Source organism: Pseudomonas sp. Pseusp16 (assembly GCF_047324915.1).
Taxonomy (GTDB): domain Bacteria; phylum Pseudomonadota; class Gammaproteobacteria; order Pseudomonadales; family Pseudomonadaceae; genus Aquipseudomonas; species Aquipseudomonas fluorescens_CD.
On the sequence record NZ_CP168522.1, the window covers coordinates 2661343 to 2678852 of the forward strand.

The following is a 17510-nucleotide window of genomic DNA, read 5'->3' on the forward strand; positions in this document are numbered from 1 at the left end:
TTTTGTAAAGAGCAAAAATTGGTACAATTTCGAAGGTCCCGCTGATACATCAAGCCCCTGGCTCAGACAGATCAATAGGCATCGGGAGGGACTGAAACAGTCGAATTGATAAGTCAGGCAGACGACAAATATACTACTCGTCTCGTTTCGATTATAAGTTCCTACAATGAATCAGTCAGACCATCTCAAGGCCGCAGCGCCAAGGAACCCACCAATGCAGGTTAAGAAAACCTCATTGCCTGCTGGACGCCCTCGTAGTGAAGCAACGCGCCGACAGATCCTAGATGCGGCTATCAGCCTCCTCCAGGACAAATCGATTCAAGCGATCTCTATCGAAGCGATAGCTCGAGAGGCAGGAGTGAGTAAGGCGACCATTTATCGATGGTGGGAATCCAAGGCTTCCGTGGTGATTGATGCGTTTATTGAGCAGCATTTGGTTAAAACAAAGTTTCCTCGTGGAATGTGTCCACGCGACGCCATAGCACATCATTTCCGTTCTTTGGTGGCGCAGTATTCGGGATGGCCTGGACGGCTCGTCGCTCAAATCATTGCCGAGGGTCAATCTGATCCTGCCATTCTTCGAGTCTTCCGTGAGCGATTTCATTACGGCCGCAGAGCAGTCGTCAGAGAGATGCTTGAAGAGTGGAAAAACAGCGGCGACATTTCAAAAGATTCAAATGTCGAAGTGCTTATGGACTTGATCTATGGGCCGGCTTATATGCGCCTGATGATAGGTCACGCCCCTCTAGACGAATCCTTCGCTGAATCACATTTCAATTACATATGCGAACTGTTGGGCTCTAAATTCTGAAGATCGTTATAGCTTCCAAAATAAAATGCCGGCCTGATGGCCGGCATTTACATTTCACAACGGAGTCAATGCTATATCTACAGGATGCCCAGTCACTTTGTGAGCCTGCTGGATCTAGAACGCAGTATTTGCCTTTCCTTTTAGCGCGAGCATTTCCCTTGCCTCTTGAGGCGTAGCAATTTCAAAGCCCAACTGCTCCACGATACTTCGGATTTTCCGTACTTGTGCGGCATTAGAAACCGCCAACTCACCGCGCCCAATGTACAAGCTATCTTCAAGACCCACTCTGACGTTGCCGCCCATAATGGCCGCGAGTGTCGCTAGTGACATCTGGTCTTTACCTGCGCCCAATACCGACCAGTGATACTGATCGCCAAATAGACGGTCTGCGGTTCGCTTCTGATGCATCACATCTTCAATATGAGCACCCATGGCACCACGCAATCCAAAAATTGTCTGGATGAACAATGGCGGTTTAACCAATCCTTTATCCAGGAAATACTTTAGCGTGTACAAGTGGCTGACGTCGTAACACTCGAACTCAAAGCGAGTACCGCTATCTCCAATGGTTCGCAGGATCCATTCGATATCGGCAAAAGTATTGCGGAAGACAAGATCCTTTGTGGCATTAAGATGCTCCACCTCCCAGCTGTAACGCCACTCTCGATCCTTGCTGGCCATTTCGGAAAGGTTGAGGTTTATAGACCCCATGTTCAGGGAACACATCTCCGGTTGCAGCGCAACACCTGCTGCCGCACGCTCGCTAATGGCCATTCCCGGACCACCACCGCCCGTAGAAATGTTCACGATTGCATCCGTTTCGGCCTTAATTCGAGACACGAATTGACGGAAAATTTCAGGATCGCCAGTAGGCCGACCATCCTCAGGGTTTCGGGCGTGAAGATGAACGATCGCCGCTCCCGCTTTTACTGCTTCGATCGCCTGATCGCCAATCTCTTCGGGAGTCACCGGCAGATGAGGAGACATCGACGGCGTATGAGCACCACCTGTGATAGCGGCGGTTATGATAATTTTTCTCACAGTTCTTCTCCTTCTTTCAGCGCTAACAGGACAAACAGCATTCGACAGTTACGCCCTGAACGATTCGACCAACTGTGATTCGTTGCTCGCTGTACCAGTACGTCTCCTGGCCGCATAACGGTCTCACCGTGATCCATCATTGCGACAATCTCGCCCTCGAGCACCACCGCGTAATCAAGCGATTGCGTTTTGTGGAACCAGAAATGTCGGGGCTCCTTCTTGTCGCGAACACCTTCTTTATCCAGAAATTCGACCAACTTTTCCTGGTCATAAACCTCATCTGATGGGAAGTCGACTATCCGAAGAAGCGAACCATCGTCAGAATGAAAACCAAATTTGTGTCCGGCTGGCGCTGGATCCAGACCGTCCGCGCGCCCCGCCCCCGTCGCCCAAACGACCTGTGCAACCGGTTTACCCGCTTGTGCCAGAACATTTGGAGTATCTGCGTCACTGGTAAAAATCGACTCACCAGCTTCGTTATGACCAGTGACAATTCTCCGTACTGGCTTATAGGCCACTTCGGTAATGTTATTCATCATACAACCTCAAAAACGGTTCGTTTAGTTTCGTAATAGGTTAAATTTTTTTTGACTCAGGGCGCCTTCAGGCGACTCACTGGCATAACCACAAATGTTGCTGACGAACTGGCGACCAGCACTTCTCGCTGAGGGTCATGCAGTTCGGCTCTGGCGAACGCAATTTGACGACCCACACGTTCAACTGTTGCTTTTGCTTTCAACAACGACGGTTTCGCAGCCGCCTGCATATTCACCGTGATACTGGTAGTGGCACAGGTTTGCCCACACGGCAGCATGCTGAGCACTGCAAAAGCCATGGCATAGTCGAGCATGGTCATCAAGGTGCCACCGGCTATAACACCATTACCCTGAATGGCTGAAACTGGCGCTTCGAAACTGAGCTCGACAACTCCAGGGCGGCCATGAACCAACCGGGCGCCAAGCGCACTTAGTCCAGCAGTCAATTCAAACGGGATGTCGAATTGGGTCTCTGAAATAACACGTTCCAAAAAGGCCCGATCTGGATTGTCATCGATCGTTTGCATAATACGTTGCCTCAACCTGGATAACTGATGCACTTCTGTCGCTGCTCACCCAGTCCGGCAATTGTGCCAACCATAATATCGCCGTCGAGCAAGAAACGATTGTAATGAGTTCCATTGCCTGCAGGTGATCCAGTACAAATCACATCACCTGGCAATAGCTTTGCGTACTTCGAGATGTATGCAATTTGTTGTTCAATTCCAAAAAGCATATCAGCAGTGGTCTCATCCTGCATTGTTTTGCCGGACACTGTCAGTTGCATCGATAGGTTGTGTGGATTTTCAACGAACTGCTTGGGAACCAGATACGGACCAAGCGGAAGAAAGCCTGGCTGCCCTTTCGATCTCAGCCAGTCGGTACCGAGCATCTTGTAGTCAGTGCGTGGAATCAGATCACGAGCAGAGATGTCATTGACGATCGTATAACCGGCGACATAATCCATGGCGTCTTCCGCCCGGATATTGTACCCCTCCTTGCCTATTACTACGGCCAGTTCCAACTCCCAATCTGGTTTGCTGGTTGTGGGTGGAAGAACCAAGTCTTCATAGGCACCCGAAATTGCAGAGACGGGTTTGGTGAATACATAGGGTTCTCCATTAGTCACCCTCTGATCCATCATGTCTTCGGCCCACTTTCTTAATTCTTCCTTGCTCAGTCCTTCTGGACCGACATTGGAATCAACGGTCAAATCCACTACATGCTTTCGATAGTTTGCACCGGTGCAGAACACTTGCCGCGGCAGGTCAATCGCAGGATGAAACGTGAGTTGATCTTCATTATACCAAGAGGAAGTAGTGGCTTTACTCACAATCGATTCGAGAGCGGTGTAGCTAGCATCCCAGTTTTCAAGTAGCGATAGCACATTTTTTTCTCGGAGAATATCAACATCGAACGCCTCTGCCACGCTGCTGACTGGAACAACCTTTGCGTCGACAACCAGACCAGCAAAGCGGTGATGCGGATTGGTTTTTAAAGAAAATGTACCGAGCGAGAACTTCTTCATGTGCATCTCCGAATTATTGTAGGAATGAGCAGTCGACAATTTGCTCATAGGTAAAATCCGCACCGGGTAACCCAAGTAGAGCTCTTTGACCAATAAGCAGTTCGATACCCTCGCGAGAAGGCGTCAGAGTTACAGGGAATGCATTAACCAATGCTGTTACTGCTTCGGCAGGCATGCCAAGCAACCCCAAAGCCTCGGTCAGCCTGGCTGTGTCGCCAGGCAGAGTCGTTAGCGATGCGTTGAGGATGCGTACCCACGCTTTCAGCACTTCGTTCGTATGGGTCACCGATTTCCTTACGACCAATCCTTGACCCGGAAAATTGGCAAATACATCCTGAATCGTTGCAATTTTATTGAGTCCCCGCTGCACCGCCATGGTGTCGAAAGGCGGCCCCAGCAAAGTCGCATCACCCTCCCCCGCAACAAGAGCCGAGAACCGCTCTCGCACCCCGCCAACGGGTGTCAGGCGATAGTCGTCAGCACCGAGTCCTACTTCCTTGAGAAGCGCTCGAAGTGCAATGACAAAACCGTTCTCGGGGGCATCCACCAGAATGTTGGCACCGCGCAAATCCGCAGGAGCTGACATGGCCGAGGAGCCGACCAGCTGTAACGGCGTGGTGGTTTCAATTTGAGCAATCACCACGAAGTCTTGTGGACCTTGCCGGCGGTTCCAGTGCAGAACGTTGTCGATCGACGTTACGACCGCGTCGACCCCTCCTGCACAAAGTGACGAGTACTGCTCATCAGACGATTGAGTCATTGAAGACTCGAGGCGCAAATCCGCCGGCATTTGCCACGAGGCTGCTACCGCAATGGCGGGAGGGACAAACCACATCACACGGAGAGAGTCGTTGGGCATTTTTTATTCTCGTTGAAAGTACCCATATATAAAACTATACGTACCGTATTGTCAACGAACCTACCGATGCTTGATTAACCCGCTTGAAGGCGGGTTATAGGTCTAACACCATACGAGGTGTCTTGCTTCCTGAGCAGCAGACAAACAACGTCTTGCCCGCCTGCTTTTCCGCGTCGCTGAGAATTGAATCGCGGTGGTCTGGCGTGCCCTCCAACACCCGCACTTCACAAGCACCACAGATGCCTTCGCGACAGGAGTGCATCACTTCTACACCGTTTTCAATCAGCGCATCGAGTATGCTTTTGCCCTGCTCCATCTTGAGGGTCTTCCCGGTCTTCGCCAGTACGATCTCATATCCACCCGACGTCGCGGCTTCCTGCAGCGGTATAAAGCTCTCGAAGTGAACTCTGCTATCAGAGATGGAAAGCGCCTTTGCTTGCTGGGAATAGGCCTGAATCATCCCCGCAGGCCCGCAACAATAGTAATGCCGGGTTCCATCATCACCACGGAAAACCTCTTGGATATGAGCGACAGTAGCCTCGACGTCGTACCCCAACAGCAACTGGACCTTGTCCTGGGTAATATGACCTTGCATCGCGTCAATCAACGCGGCGTGGTTAACACTGCGAGCGAAGTAATGCAGCTCCCAGTCCATTTTTTTGCTATTTAAATGCTGTGCCATACACCAAAGCGGCGTAACCCCTATCCCACCCGCAATCAGGACAGAACGATGCTCGCCTTCAGAGACGGGGAACAGATTTCTAGGCTCACTGACCTGCAACCTGTCTCCGGGACGCAAGCGATCGTGAATCATGATCGATCCACCACGACTTTTAGGGTCCTTGGCGACCGCTATGACGTAACGATTTCTCTCAGACGGATCGTTGAGCAAGGAGTAACTGCGCAGAGGAATACCCTCAGCGATGACGTCAATGTGGGCCCCTGGAGTAAAGGCAGGAAGCGTTACGCCCTCCAGCCCTTTTAGCTCATACGCCAGTACCCCATCTGCCTCATGGGTAACTGATTTGATGTACACCTGGAATGTGTTTGGCATTTCGCAACCTAACCTGAACCATGATTGTTATTGGAGCGTTCGGCCGCCAGCTCATCGAGCTGACGGCCGAACGGGCTCAGAGATAAGTCATTCTGCGTTCTTGACGCTTCTGCTCCGTGTAGTCCTGAATGACGGTCCCAACAGGAATCATGTCAGCCAACGCCCTCAATGAACGGTAGTCGCTCGCTTGCGCCTGGACGCTGTCTTCACTGGCTTCCGATTGACGGATCCGCTCCATCAATTCACGCCGTAAACGGACAATTGCGAGATCCCCGCTACCCAGAAACTCCCGCGTCCGATCGACGATGGGGATGCTCTCTGCAACGGCGTAATCCTCAAAAATAACGCCCGGAACGCCTGTCCAGCTCCGACCGGCACGCATTGCTTCGCGATCTTGCCCATAGTTGGGAAGACCTTGGCGGGACGCTGCGAAGTTGTCGTCGGATTCATCGGTACCCAGCAGCGCGAAATCCGGGAGGTTTTCATCGATGGGTTGGCGCGAATCCCAATAGACGTACCACTGAAGACTGCGCGTGTTGTTGACCGGCACTACGATGATCAGAAATCCTGCTTCTTGTTCGGTGGTACCAATGAACGCGGTCGCCGGTGCTACAAACTCGGTCACCCGAAGGTAGTCCTGCTCCTGACCAGTGGTGCGCAACGAATACGACCGTAAGCCATACGGCTTGCTTTCCAGTGTGTACTTGGGGGTGTCGTTGCCAGTGACGAGCTGAAGCCCGGCCTGGGGAAGCTCCGGGTTCGCCGTGGTGTCATGGTGCAGCAGTCCGATATGGGCCGAGTCCATCAACGTTTCGACGTTTTGCAACCAGTTCGCTTCGTTATAGGAAGCCCGCGGTCTGGCGTGCTTACGATCAAAATAGGTGAATGCATAATCAGTGAAGGCCGGCGCTTCGCCCTCACCCAAGTACACCCAGACAATACCGCCACCCTCTCGCACCCTGAACCCCTGGCCCTTTACCTTTTTGCAAAAAGCCTGGTCCTTCTCGGTTGGCATTTTGGTGCAGTTGCCCTGCGTGTCAAAACTCCAGCCATGGAAGATGCAAGTCAGGCGGTTACCTTCATTTCGACCGAGCGCGAGCGAAACGCCGCGATGGGGGCATGCCTCATGGAGGAATCCGACATGACCATCATCCGCGCGAAAGGCGACATATTTTTCGCATAGCAATTCGACACGTTGTGGCGTTCCTCCCGGCTCAAGCGCCTCACTGCGCAATGCAGGAATCCATTGCCTTTTCCAATACCTGTGCAGAGGTGTGCCAGGGGAAACGTCCGTCAGCAGGCGGTTCTGTTCAGCGGTCAGCATAGCGAGCCCCGTTCTTGTTTTTTAGAAGAGCCGCAGCTAGGCGGCCAAAACTATCTTAATAACAAAGTATCTCAGTCTTTAAGATAGTTTTAGGCTATGCTCGCTTTTAGAGCTCGTCAAGAAAATTCGTTAGCATGTTAACGCTTTGCCGTGAGCGCTCCGTCGCCCCCCCCCCCCATGCACTGGGGTTCATCGCCTCAATGACATCCCTGGCAGCGCCATAGCTGCAGGGCACGCCTGGTTCACACTGAGGTATGATCACCTCAAAGCCACCTGATGGATTTTGCATGAACGATTTATTGTTTCCTGCCGCCAGCCCTGAGGCCGTGGCGCAAGCGTGGCGTAACGAACGCCCGGATCTGGATCACCATGGACTGGCAATTACGCTTCGGATCCGAAGCCTGGCCATGCTGATCGATCACCACATCGAGGTCATCGCGGACGACCTTGAACTGGGAATGAAGGATCTTATGCTGCTGTTCGCTTTACGGCGAAGCGGCCCGCCTTATTGCATGCGCCCTACCGATGTTTTTCGCCTGCTGAAGGTGACGTCAGGCGCTGCCACCTATCGAGCGGACAAATTGGTGGAACGCGGCGTCGCCAACCGGATTCCCGATCCACGTGATCGCCGAGGTCAATTGATTCAATTGAGTGAGGAAGGAATGCGCCTGGTTGATGTCGCTATCACCCGCCTGGCGGAATCAAGCTCCAAATGCCTCGCTTCGCTCGATAGCAAAGAAGGTGAGCTTGATCAGATTGGCCATCTGTTGCATTCGTTGGAAGCCGGGTGGATGGAGATCACTCCCCTCAGTGAAAACCCGCTCGCACGCTCTGACGATCCCGGTCTGTGATGAGCAATCCATGACTGCGGATGAGCGGATGTCGCCGATTTGAAAAAGCAGGTAGCCCTTTTCAGGGCTTGATCTTTTTAAGATCCTCGAGTAATTCGAGCAACTTCTGCAATTTCTTCTCGCCAAACTGCCGCTGGATCTCGAGGTAATTGCGCTCCATCCCCTCGCTCATCGACAAAAAGCAATCATGCCCTTGCTCGGTCAGGTTGAGGAAAATGCGGCGCTGATCTTCAGCCGATTTCCTGCGAATGACCAGGCCGTCGCGCTCCAGGCGCTTGAGCACACCGCTCATGCTGGGTTTTAGAATACAAGCCTGATGCGCCAACTGGTGACTTTCCAGTTCGCCCTGTTGGCGCAGGATTCGAATGACTCGCCACTGCTGCTCGGTCAAGTCATGATCGTTCAGGCCAGGACGGAAAAACGTCATTACCGCTTCGCGTGCCTGGAGCAAAGTGAGTGTCAGGGAAGGTCGGGGATTGGGCATATTGAGTGGACTATGTGAACAAGCCAACAGCTTACGGTTGGTGCTTCAGTAGCGCAACCGGCTGGAAATCGGCCGCGCCCCTTTACCCTGAAACAAACACGATTCAGTCACCCAAAATACAGGTCGTCAGCGAAACCCCGAATGTCGCTGGCGATACTCTCCTGGCGTCATTTGTGCATTGCGTTGAAAAAAACGACTGAAATACGCCGGATCCCTGAAACCCAGCAGGTAGCAGATTTCATTTGCCGAGCTGCCCGTGAACAACAGCAAACGTTTGGCTTCCTGCATGACTCTTTCGAACACCAGGCGTTTGGACGGCAAATCGGCAATACGTCTACACACGTCGTTAAGCCGCGCTTCGTTAACACCAATGGCCTGCGCATAGCGGCCAAGCGCCCAGTGCTCCAGATAATGCTCTTCAATCAGTGCATTAAATCGATGAAAGATCTGTAAGTCTTCACGTCGCGTGGGCGTCGCTTCGAGTGGGTTTGCGCACAACCGTAATACGCCGACCATGACCAGTCGAGTCAGGCTTAGCACCGCGTCACTGTGACCGGCGGCCCCACTGTTCATCTCCCCTCGCAGCTCTTCGAAAAGAAATGCCAGGCGCCGTGCTTCGCTTTGCAGCTCAGGCTTCAGGTGATCAAGCGCCACACAAGCAGGGGGTGGTTGCGGACCCGGTGCCAGCCCGGGATCGCTTTCGATCAATTGCCAGATCAACTGCTGGCGAACGGTAAGCACGTGGCCGTCGCTGTCCGCCTCCGTCACGAAAGAATGGGGAATCGTCGGTGGAGTGAGAAAAAACATGGGGCCCGACTCGACGTACTGCTGGTCATCAAGATAGACCCTCACCGTTCCGCTCTTGACGTAATGCACCTGGAAAAATCGATCGTGGCGGTGCACTGGCATGTTGCGCCCAAAGAAACCCGCCAGGTTGCCGAGCTTGTCGTAATGCACCTCGCTATCGCTGTAGCGCTGATCGTAGACCTGGCCGATGTTGATGTTAGGAATTGGATACCGATCGTTCATCACGCACTACTCATTATTTTTTTAGTCCCGACATCCCCGCCCCATGGTGCACCCGTTGCGAGTAAATCGCCACGAACGAGAAGGTGCTTGACGATCATTAACATATTAACTATAACGATAACATGTTAACGATAATTAGGCCGGACACCTCCAGTCCCGCCATTGCCAGGAGAGAAGCATGAGCCATGCCTTGCATGACGTTGCGACCGGCACCCTGCTCGGTGTAGCGCTGAACTACCAGAGATTGCTGCTGAAACGCGTTTCTGAGTTCGAGCAGCCGCCGTATCAAAAGCTGCCTGTCAAACCGGTTCTATTCATCAAGACCCCCAATACGCGCAACGTACATGGCGGCACCGTGGTGCATCCCGGTGCAGGCGTTTCATTGCAACCTGGTCCGGCCCTGGGGGTGGTGATCGGCAAGGATGCCAGTCGAGTCAGTGCTGACGAGGCTCTGGATCATGTTGCCGGCTATACCATCGTCAACGAATTCAGCCTTCCGGAAGAGAGCTATTACCGCCCTGCCGTGAAAGCAAAATGTCGCGATGGCTTCTGCGCCATCGGCCCGGAACTCGTACCACGTGAACAGCTTGCCAATCCGCATGACCTGACCCTGCAACTACGAGTCAATGGCGAGCTTCGACAAGAAGACTCCACCGCAAACTTCGTACGCAAGATTCCTCAGCTGATCGCCGAAATCAGCGAGTTCATGACCTTGTATGCCGGAGATGTGTTGATCACCGGGACACCTTTGGGTCGTGTCGATGTCCTGCCAGGTGACCGCGTAGACGTAGAAATCCAGGGTCTGGGATGCCTGACCAATATCATCGTTGCCGAGCAGGAGGGCACCGTATGAAACACGCTCGTATCCGATTCGAAAGCCAAATACATTCCGTCACAGTTGATGCAGACAACATCGTGCATCTGAGCGATGGCCGCTCCCTCAGCGAAGACAAGGTCGAGTGGCTGCCACCGGCCAATGGCAGCATGTTTGCCCTCGGCCTGAACTATGCCGATCATGCTGCCGAACTCGCCTTCTCGCCGCCCACCGAACCTTTGGTGTTCGTTAAATCACCGGGTACCTACACCGGCCACAATCAGGTCACCTGGCGACCTGACAACGTTGCCTACATGCACTATGAGTGCGAGCTGGTTGCGGTCATCGGCAAGCCTGCGCGCAACGTCAAGCGTGAAGATGCGCTGAGCTATCTGGCGGGTTACACCCTGTGTAACGACTACGCGATCCGCGATTACCTGGAAAACTACTACCGCCCGAATTTGCGGGTAAAAAACCGTGACGCCACGACCCCGGTCGGTCCATGGATTGTCGATGTTGCAGATGTCCCCGATCCGGGAAATCTGAAACTGCGCACTTGGATCAATGGTGAGCTTCGCCAGGAAGGCTCGACCAAAGACATGATCTTCGACATCCCCTACCTGATCGAATACCTGTCCAGTTTCATGACCCTGCAGCCAGGCGACATGATCGCCACCGGTACACCGGAAGGCCTCGCAGACGTAGTTCCAGGCGATGAAGTGATCGTGGAAGTCGAAGGTGTTGGTCGCCTCGTTAATCGAATTGTCAGCGAAGCGGATTTTTTCTCCGCACGTAAAGAGGCTTGAGCAATATGATCAAACATTGGATCAATGGCCGTGAGGTCGAAAGCAAAGACACCTTCACCAACTACAATCCGGCCACCGGCGAAGCGATTGGTGAAGTGGCCAGTGGCGGTGCTGAAGAAGTCGCACAAGCGGTGGCGGCGGCCAAGGAAGCCTTTCCTAAATGGGCCAATACGCCCGCCAAAGAGCGCGCACGACTGATGCGCAGACTTGGCGAGTTGATTGAGCAAAACGTTCCACATCTGGCCGAGCTGGAAACCCTGGACACTGGTTTGCCGATCCATCAGACCAAGAACGTGTTGATCCCTCGCGCTTCGCACAACTTCGATTTTTTCGCCGAAGTCTGCACCCGCATGGACGGTCACAGTTACCCGGTCGACGACCAGATGCTCAACTACACCTTGTACCAACCGGTGGGCGTTTGCGGCCTGGTGTCACCCTGGAACGTGCCGTTCATGACGGCGACCTGGAAGACTGCGCCGTGCCTGGCACTGGGCAACACTGCCGTGCTGAAAATGTCCGAGCTGTCGCCGCTGACGGCCAACGAACTGGGTCGCCTGGCCGTCGAAGCTGGCATTCCGAACGGTGTACTCAACGTCATCCAGGGCTATGGCGCTACTGCCGGTGACGCGCTAGTTCGGCACCCGGACGTACGAGCGATTTCCTTCACCGGCGGCACCGCCACCGGCAAGAAAATCATGCAAACCGCCGGCCTGAAAAAGTACTCCATGGAACTGGGCGGCAAGTCCCCGGTATTGATCTTTGAAGATGCCGATCTGGAGCGTGCCCTCGACGCGGCGTTGTTCACCATCTTCTCGCTCAATGGCGAGCGCTGCACCGCCGGTAGCCGTATCTTCATCCAGGAAAGTGTTTACCCGCAGTTCGTGGCTGAGTTCGCGGCACGTGCCAAACGCTTGATCGTTGGTGATCCTCAAGACCCGAAAACCCAAGTCGGCTCGATGATCACCCAGGCTCACTACGACAAGGTCACCGGCTACATCAAGATCGGCCTCGAAGAAGGCGCCACCCTCCTCGCCGGCGGCTTGGAACGTCCGGCGAACCTGCCAGCTCACCTGAGCAAAGGTCAGTTTATCCAGCCGACGGTGTTCGCCGATGTGAACAATAAAATGCGCATTGCCCAGGAAGAAATCTTCGGTCCGGTGGTGTGCCTGATTCCGTTCAAGGATGAAGCCGAGGCCCTTCAACTGGCGAACGACACCGAGTACGGCCTCGCGTCCTACATCTGGACCCAGGACATCGGCAAGGCTCATCGCCTGGCCTACGGTATCGAAGCCGGTATGGTATTCATCAATAGCCAGAACGTGCGAGATCTACGTCAACCATTCGGTGGTGTGAAAGGTTCCGGTACCGGGCGCGAAGGTGGCCAATACAGCTTCGAAGTTTTCGCCGAAATCAAGAACGTTTGCATTTCCATGGGCAATCATCACATCCCTCGCTGGGGATTGTGAGCAGCCGATAGCCGCTGCTGAAGGCTTCGATGAGTCGCGCATCGGCTCATCGCAGTTTTCACTGGCCGCTGAATTGAACCGACAAGAATAATTTCAGGAGAATCATCATGGGCGAAGTCGTCCTGGCAGCAAAAGTCTGTCATGTGCCGTCAATGTACTTGTCCGAACTGCCGGGCAAACACCACGGCTGTCGTGCCGCAGCCATCGCAGGGCATAAGGAAATAGGTCGCCGTGCGCGCGAATTGGGTGCCGACACTGCCGTCGTGTTCGACGTGCATTGGCTCGTCAACAGCGGCTACCACGTGAACAACGGTGAGCACTTCAGTGGTGTTTACACAAGCAATGAACTGCCGCATTTCATCAAGGACATGGTTTACCACTACCCAGGCTGCCCGGAACTCGGACAACTGATCGCCGAAGAAGCCAACGCAGCCGGTGTGCGCACGCTGTCGCATAACATCCCGAGCCTGGAACTGGAATACGGCACCCTGGTGCCCATGCGTTATATGCACATGGATGTACCTGCCGCCGACAAACTCAAGGTCATTTCCATCGCGGCCTGGTGTGCCTGGCATCGTCTGGAAGACAGCTTCACTTTCGGCGCCGCCGTGCGCCGCGCAATCGAGAAGAGCGACCGCAAAGTACTGGTGCTGGCCTCCGGTTCACTGTCGCATCGCTTCTCTGACGATCGCGAAGCAGAAGCCAATATCCACAACTGGACGCGCGAATTCGACAAGCAGGTCGACATGCACGTAGTCAAGCTGTGGCGTGAAGGTCGATTCAAAGAGTTCTGCGCGATGCTTCCTGATTACGCCGAACACTGCTTCGGCGAAGGCAAGATGCACGACACCGCCATGCTTCTGGGTCTGCTGGGTGGCCCGGACTACAACAAGCCGGTCGAAGTGCTCACAGAGCCCTTTGGCAGCTCCGGAACAGGCCAGATCAACGCCATTTTCCCGCTCTGAATTTCGCTCAAGCGGCAGGGGCGCGCCCGCCGTTCAGCGCAACTGCCTACCAGGAGGGCACATGCCGCATTTTATTGCTGAATTCACCGACAACGTCGAGCAACAGGCCGACTTGCCGGGCCTGTTCGAAAAAGTTCACGCGACACTTGGGGGCAGCGGTGTATTTCCGCTGGGGGGTATCCGTAGCCGAGGCGTTCGACTGGATACCTGGCGTATGGCCGACGGCAAACACGATTACGCCTTCGTGCACATGACGCTGAAGGTTGGTCATGGCCGCGACCTGGCGACACGCCAACAGGTCGCTGAAAAGCTGTTCGAAGTCATTACCGCCCACTTTGCACCGCTGCAGGCAGAACGTCTGCTGGCGCTGTCGTTTGAAATGATCGAGCTGCACCCCGAGTTGAACTTCAAGCTCAACAACGTGCATGCCTTCCTCAAGCAGCAGGCGAATTAGCAAGCCCCCCCACGGCCTCTCTCACAAAAAGTACAAAATCATGAGCATAGCCACTTCCGCTACACAGCCTTTGAGCGATGCCTCAATGTCGACCCACCGCGCAGTAACCTGGCGGCTGATGCCACTGTTGCTGGTGTGTTACCTGTTTGCTCATCTTGACCGGATCAACATTGGTTTCGCCAAGATGCAGATGGGCGCCGACCTGCAGTTCAGCGATACCGTCTACGGCTTTGGTGCGGGCCTGTTCTTTGTTGCCTACGCGATGTTCGGTGTACCCAGCAACATTGCCCTGGATCGCATTGGCCCACGACGCTGGATCGCTCTGCTGATGGTCGTCTGGGGAACCCTTTCGACCAGCATGCTGTTGATCAAAACCGCTGAGGGTTTCTACGCGTTGCGCTTCTTGCTCGGCGTCGCCGAGGCCGGATTTTTCCCGGGCATTCTGGTGTACCTGAACCGCTGGTATCCAACCAGCAGGCGCGCCCAAGTCACCGCGTTGTTTGCAATTGCCGTGCCGCTGGCCGGGGTCGTCGGTGGCCCTCTATCGGGCGGTATCCTGCAAGGCTTTCATGATGTCGGGAGCCTGCGTGGGTGGCAGTGGATGTTCCTGATTGAAGGCGCGCCAGTCGTGCTTCTCGGCTTGCTGGTACTCAAGGTGTTGCCTGACAACTTCGAGTCAGTCAGCTGGCTGAGCAACGAGCAGAAAGACCAACTGCGCAGCCAATTGGCTAGCGAAGAGCAACGCAAATCCATCGTCTCCTTTGGCGGAATTCTGCGAGATCCGCAAGTCTGGCTGCTGGTCGGCATCTATTGCGCGGTCATGTTGGCGGTCAATACGCTGGCTTTCTGGATGCCTACCCTGATTCACAGCTCCGGGATTGGCAGCGATGGCAAGGTCGGCCTGCTCAGTGCCCTGCCCTACCTGGCCGGCTGCGGTTTCATGATCGCCTGCGGACGTTCATCTGATCGGCGCCGCGAACGTCGGTGGCACTTGAGTGTGCCATTGCTCATGTCAGCCCTCGGTATCGCCGTAGCTGGCCTGATGCCTGGCGATCCCTTCATGGTAATCGGCGGTTTGGTGATTGCGGGCATGGGCGCGAGCGCCGCCCTACCGATGTTTTGGCAGTTACCACCCGCTTTCCTGTCAAACAGTACCCAAGCGGCGGGCATCGCCCTGATCAGTTCACTGGGAAGCATTGCCTCGTTTCTGACACCCAATCTAATTGGCTGGATGCGTGACACGACCCACAGCGCCAGTCTTGCCCTCTACGTCCTCGCGGCATTGATCGTCGCAGGCGCCTTCCTGGTGCTGCGCACGCCCGCCGCCATCGTCAACCCTCATTGAGAGATCCACGTCATGCTTGATCAAGAACTCATCCAGCAAGCCGCAGCTCAACTGGACAACGCCGAACGCACTCGTGAACAAGTCGGGCAGTTCTCCCTCGCACATCCACAGATCACCATCGAAGATGCCTATGCCATTCAGCGAGCCTGGGTGGCGCAAAAAATAAAGAACGGACGCAAGCTAGTGGGGCACAAGATTGGCCTGACCTCTCGGGCCATGCAGGTTTCATCAAATATTACAGAACCGGATTACGGGGCGTTGCTTGACGACATGCTGTTCGACGAAGGCACCGATATCCCCTTCAACCGCTTTATCGTGCCACGGGTTGAAGTGGAGCTGGCATTCATCCTTGGCAAGCCGCTCAAAGGCCCCAACGTGACTATTTTCGATGTGCTGGATGCTACTGAATGGGTGATCCCTGCCCTGGAAATCATTGACGCGCGTATCCAGCAGATCGATCCCGAGACCAAAGCAACGCGCAAGGTCTTCGACACCATTTCCGACAATGCGGCGAACGCAGGGGTGGTCATGGGTGGCCGTGCCGTGCGCCCTCATGAAGTCGACCTGCGCAAGGTGCCAGCTGTCTTGTACCGCAATGGCGTGATCGAGGAGTCAGGGGTTTCTGCCGCCGTGCTCAATCACCCGGCGAAAGGTGTCGCCTGGCTGGCCAACAAACTCGCCCCCTACGACGTCACGTTGCAACCGGGGAAAATTATTCTGAGCGGGTCGTTTACCCGTCCCGTGTCTGCCAGCCCAGGCGATACCTTCCATGTCGACTACGACATGCTGGGCTCCATCTCCTGCCGCTTCGTCTGACTCCTGGAGGACTGATTCATGGATATGCCCATCAACACATTCAAGCAACGCCTGAAAAGCGGCAAAGCGCAGATCGGCCTTTGGCTCGGCCTGGCCACCCCTTACTGCGCAGAGCTGGCAGCCAATGCCGATTTCGATTGGCTATTGATCGACGGCGAGCATGCGCCCAATGACGTACGCAGCATGCTCGGCCAGCTGCAGGCGATAGCGCCCTACGCCAGTCATCCGGTGATCCGCCCTGTCGCTGGCGACACGACGTTGATCAAACAGATTTTGGACATCGGTACCCAGACCTTGCTGGTGCCGATGGTCGAAAGCGCCGAGCAAGCGCGAGAACTGGTGCGCGCCGTGCGCTATCCACCCAGTGGCGTGCGCGGTGTAGGCAGCGCATTGGCACGGGCATCGCGCTGGAACACCGTGCCCGGATACCTGGACAAGGCTGACGAGCAGATATGCCTGCTGGTACAGATTGAAAGCCTCAAAGGCCTGGCCAATCTGGAAGCCATCGTCAACGTCGAAGGTGTTGACGGGGTGTTTATCGGCCCCGCCGACCTCAGCGCTGCAATGGGCCATCGCGGCAACCCGGGCCATCCCGAAGTTCAGGCAGTCATTGAAGACACGATCATTCGAATCCGCGATGCGGGAAAAGCGCCCGGCATTCTCAGCGCTGATGAAAAACTGGCCAGGCGCTACATCGAGCTCGGCGCGGCATTCGTAGCGGTGGGCGTCGACACCACTGTACTGATGCAAGGCCTGCAAGCACTGACAAGCAAGTTCAAAAATACCCCGGCCACCCTCAGTACTGGCGGCGTTTACTGATTTCAGGTCAATTGCAGATAGTCGCTGCTGGCGGTCGTTTCTGCCAGCAGTGATCCTCCGCAGATCAACGCTTCAGTGACTTCAAATCGTTGAGCAACCCCAACAACGTCTGCAATTTTTCTGCGCCGAAGCGCTCCTGCAAGCGCTCATAGTTCTCTTCCATGCGCCCCCTCATACTTTCAAAACAACTATCTCCGGCCCCCGTCAGTTTCACCAGCACTCGACGCTGGTCGTGTTCTGAGCGCCGTCGTTCGACCAACTCTGCGGTCTCCATCCGCGCCAGTACGCCTGTCATGCTGGGCTTGAGAATGCACGCCAGGTCCGCCAGGCGATTGATCTCCAGTTCGCCCTGTTGACTGAGAATTCGCACCACCCGCCATTGTTGCTCAGTGAGGCCTATATCCTTCAGAGAGGGCCGGAAAAAGCTCATGGCGACTTCACGGGCCTGGAGCAAGTTGAGTGTCAAAGACTGTCGGTGCCTGGACATTTAATATGACTCTAATTTAGT

The 17510-nt window shown here is 54.8% G+C and carries 20 protein-coding genes; 10 read left to right on the forward strand and 10 right to left on the reverse strand.

Going from position 1 to position 17510, the window contains the following annotated elements:
- Positions 1-214 precede the first annotated feature (214 nt).
- Entirely contained in the window at positions 215-811 is a 597-nt protein-coding gene (locus ACEN8Q_RS11840; protein WP_413705245.1) for a TetR/AcrR family transcriptional regulator C-terminal ligand-binding domain-containing protein, read from the forward strand.
- 114 nt (positions 812-925) lie between these two features.
- Here ACEN8Q_RS11840 and ACEN8Q_RS11845 read toward each other — a convergent pair whose 3' ends face one another.
- The 7 genes from ACEN8Q_RS11845 to ACEN8Q_RS11875 all read right to left on the reverse strand — a co-directional run bounded on the left by ACEN8Q_RS11845 (position 926) and on the right by ACEN8Q_RS11875 (position 7153).
- Positions 926-1852 (reverse strand): 3-keto-5-aminohexanoate cleavage protein, encoded by a 927-nt coding sequence (locus tag ACEN8Q_RS11845; RefSeq protein WP_413705246.1) that lies wholly within the window; start codon positions 1850-1852, stop codon positions 926-928.
- The gene (locus ACEN8Q_RS11850; RefSeq protein WP_413705247.1) at positions 1849-2388 is read right to left on the reverse strand and encodes a cupin domain-containing protein; all 540 of its coding nucleotides are present in this window, start codon (positions 2386-2388) and stop codon (positions 1849-1851) included. The genes ACEN8Q_RS11845 and ACEN8Q_RS11850 overlap by 4 nt, the downstream gene beginning before the upstream one ends.
- A 56-nt stretch (positions 2389-2444) precedes the next feature.
- Positions 2445-2915: a PaaI family thioesterase gene (locus ACEN8Q_RS11855; RefSeq protein WP_413705248.1), complete on the reverse strand. Its 471-nt coding sequence runs from the start codon at positions 2913-2915 to the stop codon at positions 2445-2447.
- A gap of 11 nt (positions 2916-2926) precedes the next feature.
- Positions 2927-3916, reverse strand: coding sequence for a fumarylacetoacetate hydrolase family protein (locus ACEN8Q_RS11860; RefSeq protein WP_413421230.1), 990 nt, complete (start codon positions 3914-3916; stop codon positions 2927-2929).
- 13 nt (positions 3917-3929) lie between these two features.
- Positions 3930-4775, reverse strand: coding sequence for an ABC transporter substrate-binding protein (locus ACEN8Q_RS11865; protein WP_413421228.1), 846 nt, complete (start codon positions 4773-4775; stop codon positions 3930-3932).
- A 94-nt stretch (positions 4776-4869) separates the two neighbouring features.
- Complete coding sequence (locus tag ACEN8Q_RS11870) at positions 4870-5829, reverse strand: PDR/VanB family oxidoreductase (protein ID WP_413705249.1); 960 nt, start codon at positions 5827-5829, stop codon at positions 4870-4872.
- A gap of 76 nt (positions 5830-5905) precedes the next feature.
- On the reverse strand, positions 5906-7153 hold the full coding sequence (locus ACEN8Q_RS11875; protein ID WP_413421224.1) for a Rieske 2Fe-2S domain-containing protein: 1248 nt from the start codon (positions 7151-7153) through the stop codon (positions 5906-5908).
- A 287-nt stretch (positions 7154-7440) separates the two neighbouring features.
- Between ACEN8Q_RS11875 and ACEN8Q_RS11880 the strand changes: the two genes are divergently transcribed.
- A complete protein-coding gene (locus tag ACEN8Q_RS11880) occupies positions 7441-8004 on the forward strand; it encodes a MarR family winged helix-turn-helix transcriptional regulator (protein ID WP_413421223.1) in 564 nt (187 codons plus the stop codon).
- A gap of 61 nt (positions 8005-8065) precedes the next feature.
- Here the strand turns inward: ACEN8Q_RS11880 and hpaR (ACEN8Q_RS11885) are convergent, their stop codons facing one another.
- Both hpaR (ACEN8Q_RS11885) and hpaA read right to left on the reverse strand, forming a co-directional pair.
- Positions 8066-8488: a homoprotocatechuate degradation operon regulator HpaR gene (hpaR, locus tag ACEN8Q_RS11885; protein ID WP_413421221.1), complete on the reverse strand. Its 423-nt coding sequence runs from the start codon at positions 8486-8488 to the stop codon at positions 8066-8068.
- 126 nt (positions 8489-8614) lie between these two features.
- Entirely contained in the window at positions 8615-9517 is a 903-nt protein-coding gene (gene hpaA, locus ACEN8Q_RS11890) for a 4-hydroxyphenylacetate catabolism regulatory protein HpaA (protein WP_413705250.1), read from the reverse strand.
- Positions 9518-9695: 178 nt separating this feature from the next.
- On the opposite strand from hpaA, the gene ACEN8Q_RS11895 reads away from it, so the two are divergent.
- The 8 genes from ACEN8Q_RS11895 (at position 9696) to hpaI (ending at position 17002) form a co-directional block, all read left to right on the forward strand.
- A complete protein-coding gene (locus ACEN8Q_RS11895) occupies positions 9696-10370 on the forward strand; it encodes a fumarylacetoacetate hydrolase family protein (protein ID WP_413705251.1) in 675 nt (224 codons plus the stop codon).
- Positions 10367-11137: a fumarylacetoacetate hydrolase family protein gene (locus tag ACEN8Q_RS11900; protein WP_413421215.1), complete on the forward strand. Its 771-nt coding sequence runs from the start codon at positions 10367-10369 to the stop codon at positions 11135-11137. The genes ACEN8Q_RS11895 and ACEN8Q_RS11900 overlap by 4 nt, the downstream gene beginning before the upstream one ends.
- A gap of 5 nt (positions 11138-11142) precedes the next feature.
- Positions 11143-12603: a 5-carboxymethyl-2-hydroxymuconate semialdehyde dehydrogenase gene (gene hpaE, locus ACEN8Q_RS11905; RefSeq protein ID WP_413705252.1), complete on the forward strand. Its 1461-nt coding sequence runs from the start codon at positions 11143-11145 to the stop codon at positions 12601-12603.
- A 107-nt stretch (positions 12604-12710) separates the two neighbouring features.
- On the forward strand, positions 12711-13568 hold the full coding sequence (hpaD, locus tag ACEN8Q_RS11910) for a 3,4-dihydroxyphenylacetate 2,3-dioxygenase (RefSeq protein ID WP_110656885.1): 858 nt from the start codon (positions 12711-12713) through the stop codon (positions 13566-13568).
- A gap of 61 nt (positions 13569-13629) precedes the next feature.
- The gene (locus ACEN8Q_RS11915) at positions 13630-14022 is read left to right on the forward strand and encodes a 5-carboxymethyl-2-hydroxymuconate isomerase (protein ID WP_413705253.1); all 393 of its coding nucleotides are present in this window, start codon (positions 13630-13632) and stop codon (positions 14020-14022) included.
- A gap of 40 nt (positions 14023-14062) precedes the next feature.
- Positions 14063-15367, forward strand: coding sequence for an MFS transporter (locus ACEN8Q_RS11920; protein ID WP_413705254.1), 1305 nt, complete (start codon positions 14063-14065; stop codon positions 15365-15367).
- A 12-nt stretch (positions 15368-15379) separates the two neighbouring features.
- Positions 15380-16183, forward strand: coding sequence for a 2-oxo-hept-4-ene-1,7-dioate hydratase (gene hpaH / locus ACEN8Q_RS11925; protein WP_413705255.1), 804 nt, complete (start codon positions 15380-15382; stop codon positions 16181-16183).
- Positions 16184-16201: 18 nt separating this feature from the next.
- A complete protein-coding gene (hpaI, locus tag ACEN8Q_RS11930) occupies positions 16202-17002 on the forward strand; it encodes a 4-hydroxy-2-oxoheptanedioate aldolase (RefSeq protein ID WP_413705256.1) in 801 nt (266 codons plus the stop codon).
- Positions 17003-17066: 64 nt separating this feature from the next.
- Here the strand turns inward: hpaI and hpaR (ACEN8Q_RS11935) are convergent, their stop codons facing one another.
- Positions 17067-17489, reverse strand: a complete 423-nt coding sequence (gene hpaR / locus ACEN8Q_RS11935) for a homoprotocatechuate degradation operon regulator HpaR (RefSeq protein ID WP_413421206.1) — start codon at positions 17487-17489, stop codon at positions 17067-17069.
- Positions 17490-17510 lie beyond the last annotated feature (21 nt).